The 3,996-nt window shown below is 46.3% G+C and carries 4 protein-coding genes; all 4 read right to left on the reverse strand.

From position 1 onward, the window contains the following. Window positions 1-505 (reverse strand): FecR domain-containing protein (locus VIP81_RS01465; protein WP_331956700.1); only part of this gene is annotated, 505 nt, incomplete at its 3' end. A 193-nt stretch (window positions 506-698) separates the two neighbouring features. Continuing rightward, entirely contained in the window at window positions 699-1,295 is a 597-nt protein-coding gene (locus tag VIP81_RS01470) for a sigma-70 family RNA polymerase sigma factor (RefSeq protein WP_331956701.1), read from the reverse strand. Window positions 1,296-1,424: 129 nt separating this feature from the next. After that, window positions 1,425-2,546 carry a cyclopropane fatty acyl phospholipid synthase gene (gene cfa / locus VIP81_RS01475; protein WP_331956702.1) on the reverse strand — a complete coding sequence of 374 codons (1,122 nt, stop codon included), beginning with the start codon at window positions 2,544-2,546 and terminating at the stop codon, window positions 1,425-1,427. Between the two features lie 162 nt (window positions 2,547-2,708). Next, window positions 2,709-3,996: L-fucose:H+ symporter permease (gene fucP, locus VIP81_RS01480; RefSeq protein WP_331956703.1), on the reverse strand; the 1,288-nt coding region annotated here is incomplete at its 5' end.

A 3,996-nucleotide genomic window follows, 5' to 3' on the forward strand; every position in this document is an offset into this window, starting at 1 on the left:
GACTGTCTTTTTTAAGATGCACCACTTCGAAAAAAGCTTCTCCATTCAACCATACCTCCCTGCGGGAACCGCTCCACCAGTGCTTTGCATAGGTAACGGTGGAATTGGCATTTAATATAATACGCGACTCGTCGGACAATACGATGCTGGCTGTTTTACCGTAGCCGGTAGTCACTGTTTTATTACCAGTGTATGTAAGGATTCCTGCGCTACCAATCAGGAGCAGGGCAATAGCCGCTGCTGCCAGCCATCTGCGGCGGTTGATCCTTAATCGTATATTCCTTTCTGTTGCTGCAGCTATATCCTGACTGATCTGATGCCATATGGTGTCTACCAGGCCGGTGGGAGGATCAATTCTTTTTGCTGTTAACAGTAAACGTAATTCCTGCTCCGCAGCCAGCATGCTGGCCAGATTGGCCGGTTTGGAAGCCTGCCATGCCGTCCAGAAACGGACCGCCTCCCCGCTCGTATGTTTAACATACGCGATGAAGTACGCATCTTCCAAAAAATCCTGTTTACTATAATTTTTATATTGTTCACCCATAACTACTCACTCAGATCACCTGTTTAACGAACTTAAAACAAGGGCGATTTAACACAGGACACCAACATTCGTGAGAACACCCCACGGAAAAAATATTTTTTTTGGGTACACCCAAAAATGTTTTCAAACAGGGAATAATAGAGGAAGGTAACGTTTACCGGCTGCCGGCAATTTTCAACAGGCAAATCACGGCAATGATAGACAGGTCAAGGATTTCTCGCAATGACTCTAATGACCGGGCCGTAAGTTTATAGGCTCCTTTGACGCTGATATTCATTATTTCAGCAATATCATTATATTCCAGCTCCTGGAAATAGCGCAGGAAAATAATTTCCTTCTGCCGGGCGGTTAACTGCTCCATGGCCTGTTTCAGCGCCTGAAGCTGCTGATTGGCACTTTCTTTTTGTATATATTCGGACTCCGGAGAAAAAACCAGTTCGAAATCATAATCATCTTCCAGGGAAGTTACCCTTCTCCTTTTCTCATCTCTCAGCTTATTATAAATCATGCCCCGCAACGATACCAGCAGGTAGGGGCGGATACGTTTTACCGTGCCCAGCGTGGCCCTGTTGGTCCATACCTTCACAAAGAACTGCTGTATGCTTTCCTTTACCAGTTCCTCATTGGCGGCCAGACGCATCCCGTATTCGTACAACATGTTAAAGTGAAGACGATAGACCTGCTGAAAGGCGGCTTCGTCACCAGCTACTATGGCCCGCCACCATTGCGATTCTTCAGCAAATTCGTTCATACATATAGTTCATATCATCTAAAGCAGGAGGGAAAATTACGATCAAATTTATTAAATAAAATAATCAGGGGGCGGAAAATATTGTATGAGAATAATTCAAATATTTTTTATTCGGTATAGATCAGGGAGTTAAGGCATCTTAAAGCGATACCCGCCGGGCACGCCATTTTTGGAGAGTACAATCTGCCATAGCTGGCTTTTTCTGGCGCGGAAAGAGCCGGCGCAGGACAAGAGATAGTATTTCCACATCCGGAAAAAGGTAGCATCATATTTCGTTTTCAGCTGGTCCCAGTGCTGCATCACATTTTCGTACCAGGCCATCAGTGTATGGTCGTAGTCTACGCTAAAATTTTGCCAGTGCTCCATTACAAACAAGCCTTCTATAAACTGTCCAATGAGACGCATAGTAGGAATCATGGCATTGGGAAAAATGTATTTGTTCAGCCACTGATCAGTGAAGGTATGGGCGGTATTGCCGCCAACCGTATGTAATAAAAACAGGCCATCATCTTTCAGGCAACGATGCACTGTTTTCATATAGGCGTCATAGTTTTTATAGCCTACGTGTTCAAACATGCCCAAAGAAGCAATGGCATCGAAGGGTTCATCGAGTTTGCGGTAGTCGGCTAAGCGGATCTCTATGGGCCAGTCTTTACACCGTTCCCGGGCCATTTCCGCCTGTTCTTTTGAGATGGTGATGCCCGTAACACGTACGCCATATTTTTCGGCGGCAAATTTTGCAAAGCTTCCCCAGCCGCAGCCAATGTCCAGTACATGCATGCCTGGCTGGAGCTTTAGTTTACGGCAGGTAAGGTCCAGCTTTTGTTCCTGAGCTTCGTCGAGGGTACGCACATTTTCCCAGAAAGCGCAGGTGTAAGTCATGCGTTTATCCAGCATGACTTCAAACAGGTCGTTGCCGGTATCATAATGTGCGCTGCCGTTGCGGTAAGCCCTGGCAGGTGTTTGATAATTCAGCAGCCTGCCGAGTAAAATTTCCGCCTTAAACCGGACACTTTTTTTTACAAGGGCATCTACATTTGCTAATAATATTTTGGTGAAGAAATCGTCCAGTTGCTGGCAGTCCCAGTAATTATTCATATAGGATTCTCCGAGGCCCAGGGAGCCGTTGTGGAGCACTGCGCTATAAAAAGCGTCATCATTGACCTGTATATCCCATGGATGGTGACCGTTGACCGTAATACCGGCAGCGGACAAAAGGCGGGTAATAATATCCTGGGGATGACGGTCCATCATGGTTGATTTTGGCTCCTCTCGGCGCTGATATTAGCAACAAGGGAGATTACTCCTTTGTTCATCTGCCATCGGGCAAAAGAAAAGCCGTTCTGTAAAAGAACGGCTTTTTTTTATCTTAAGTACATCCGCTGCCAAAGGACGGCAGCCGGTGTAAAGTATTTATCTGAGTTTATACAATTTGTAGCCAAAGAGGAAAATAACGGCGTAGCAAACGATAGGCAGATAGTAGGCCGTAGCGATATTGGTGTCTGCCAGGCGTCCCATGATGAAGGGGAAGATGGCGCCACCAAACATACCCATTACAATAAAGGAGGATGCCTGTTGCGTTTGCGGACCGAGGTCTTTTAACCCGAGACTGAAAATAGTGGGATACATGATGCTGAAGAAGAAGTTGATCATCAACAGGGCGATGTAGGAAGTCCAGCCCCAGCCTTGTGCCACCAGGATACACATCAGGATGTTTCCGAGTGCGAAGGCCGCCAGCAATTTATTGGGTGCAATATATCGCATTAAAGCAGTGCCTACAAATCTGCCGGCCAGCATCATGCCCATGAATGGCAGCATAAAATAACCCGCTTTTTCATCGGAAAAGTGCATGATTTCGTGGCCATAGTTGATGAAGAAAGCCCAGGTGCCCGCCTGTGCAGCTACGTTAAAGAACTGCGCCACCACTGCCCATACGAAATGTTTTTGCTGGAACAGCTTTTTACGTACGCTGATGGTGTTTATATCTTCCACGTCTCCGCTGCCATCGTGCGGATCGGTTACCGGTGGTACTTTTACCATTGCAAAAGCAACGGCAATAGCAGCAATAACGGCGCCTATATAAATGTATAATGTTTTCACAGAAAGTAATTCGCTGCCGGCTTCATGTCCTGCGCTGAGCAGGAAGTGGGTACCCAGTGTAGGGCCTACCATGGCGCCTACGGCATTGAAAGACTGTGCAAAGTTAATACGCTGATCGCTGGTGCGCTGATCGCCCAGGGCTGCCATAAACGGATGTGCCACTGTTTCCAGGGTGGCCATGCCGCAGGCTAAAACGAATAAGGCTATACGAAAAACAGCAAAAGAACCTGCGTTGGCCGCAGGCACAAACAAAAATGCACCCAGGGCATATAAAGTGAGTCCTAATAACACCCCGTTTTTATATCCCATCTTTTTAATGAACAGCCCCGCAGGAATGCCCATGAGCGCATAGGCGCCAAAAATAGAAAACTGCACCAAACCCGATTGTGATTTGGATAAGCCTAATACATTTTGAAAATGCTTATTCAATACATCTCCCATGGTCAACGCAATTCCCCAGCACATGAACAGGGAAGTGACGAAGATCAGTGTAATGATGTATTTCTTTTCTGTAAATTTTGCGGGTAATGACGTGGATAGTTTAGCGGAATTTTTAGCCGATTGCAATGCTTCCTGTTCCAAAGAGTCAGGTGATATCATG

The sequence above is a fragment of the Chitinophaga sp. genome (assembly GCF_036566945.1).
GTDB lineage: Bacteria > Bacteroidota > Bacteroidia > Chitinophagales > Chitinophagaceae > Chitinophaga.

What these genes read in the sequence shown, in the direction of transcription:
- cfa (WP_331956702.1), bottom strand. Translation starts at nt 2,546, where the DNA reads ATGGACCGTCATCCCCAGGATATTATTACCCGCCTTTTGTCCGCTGCC.
- VIP81_RS01470 (WP_331956701.1), bottom strand. Translation starts at nt 1,295, where the DNA reads ATGAACGAATTTGCTGAAGAATCGCAATGGTGGCGGGCCATAGTAGCT.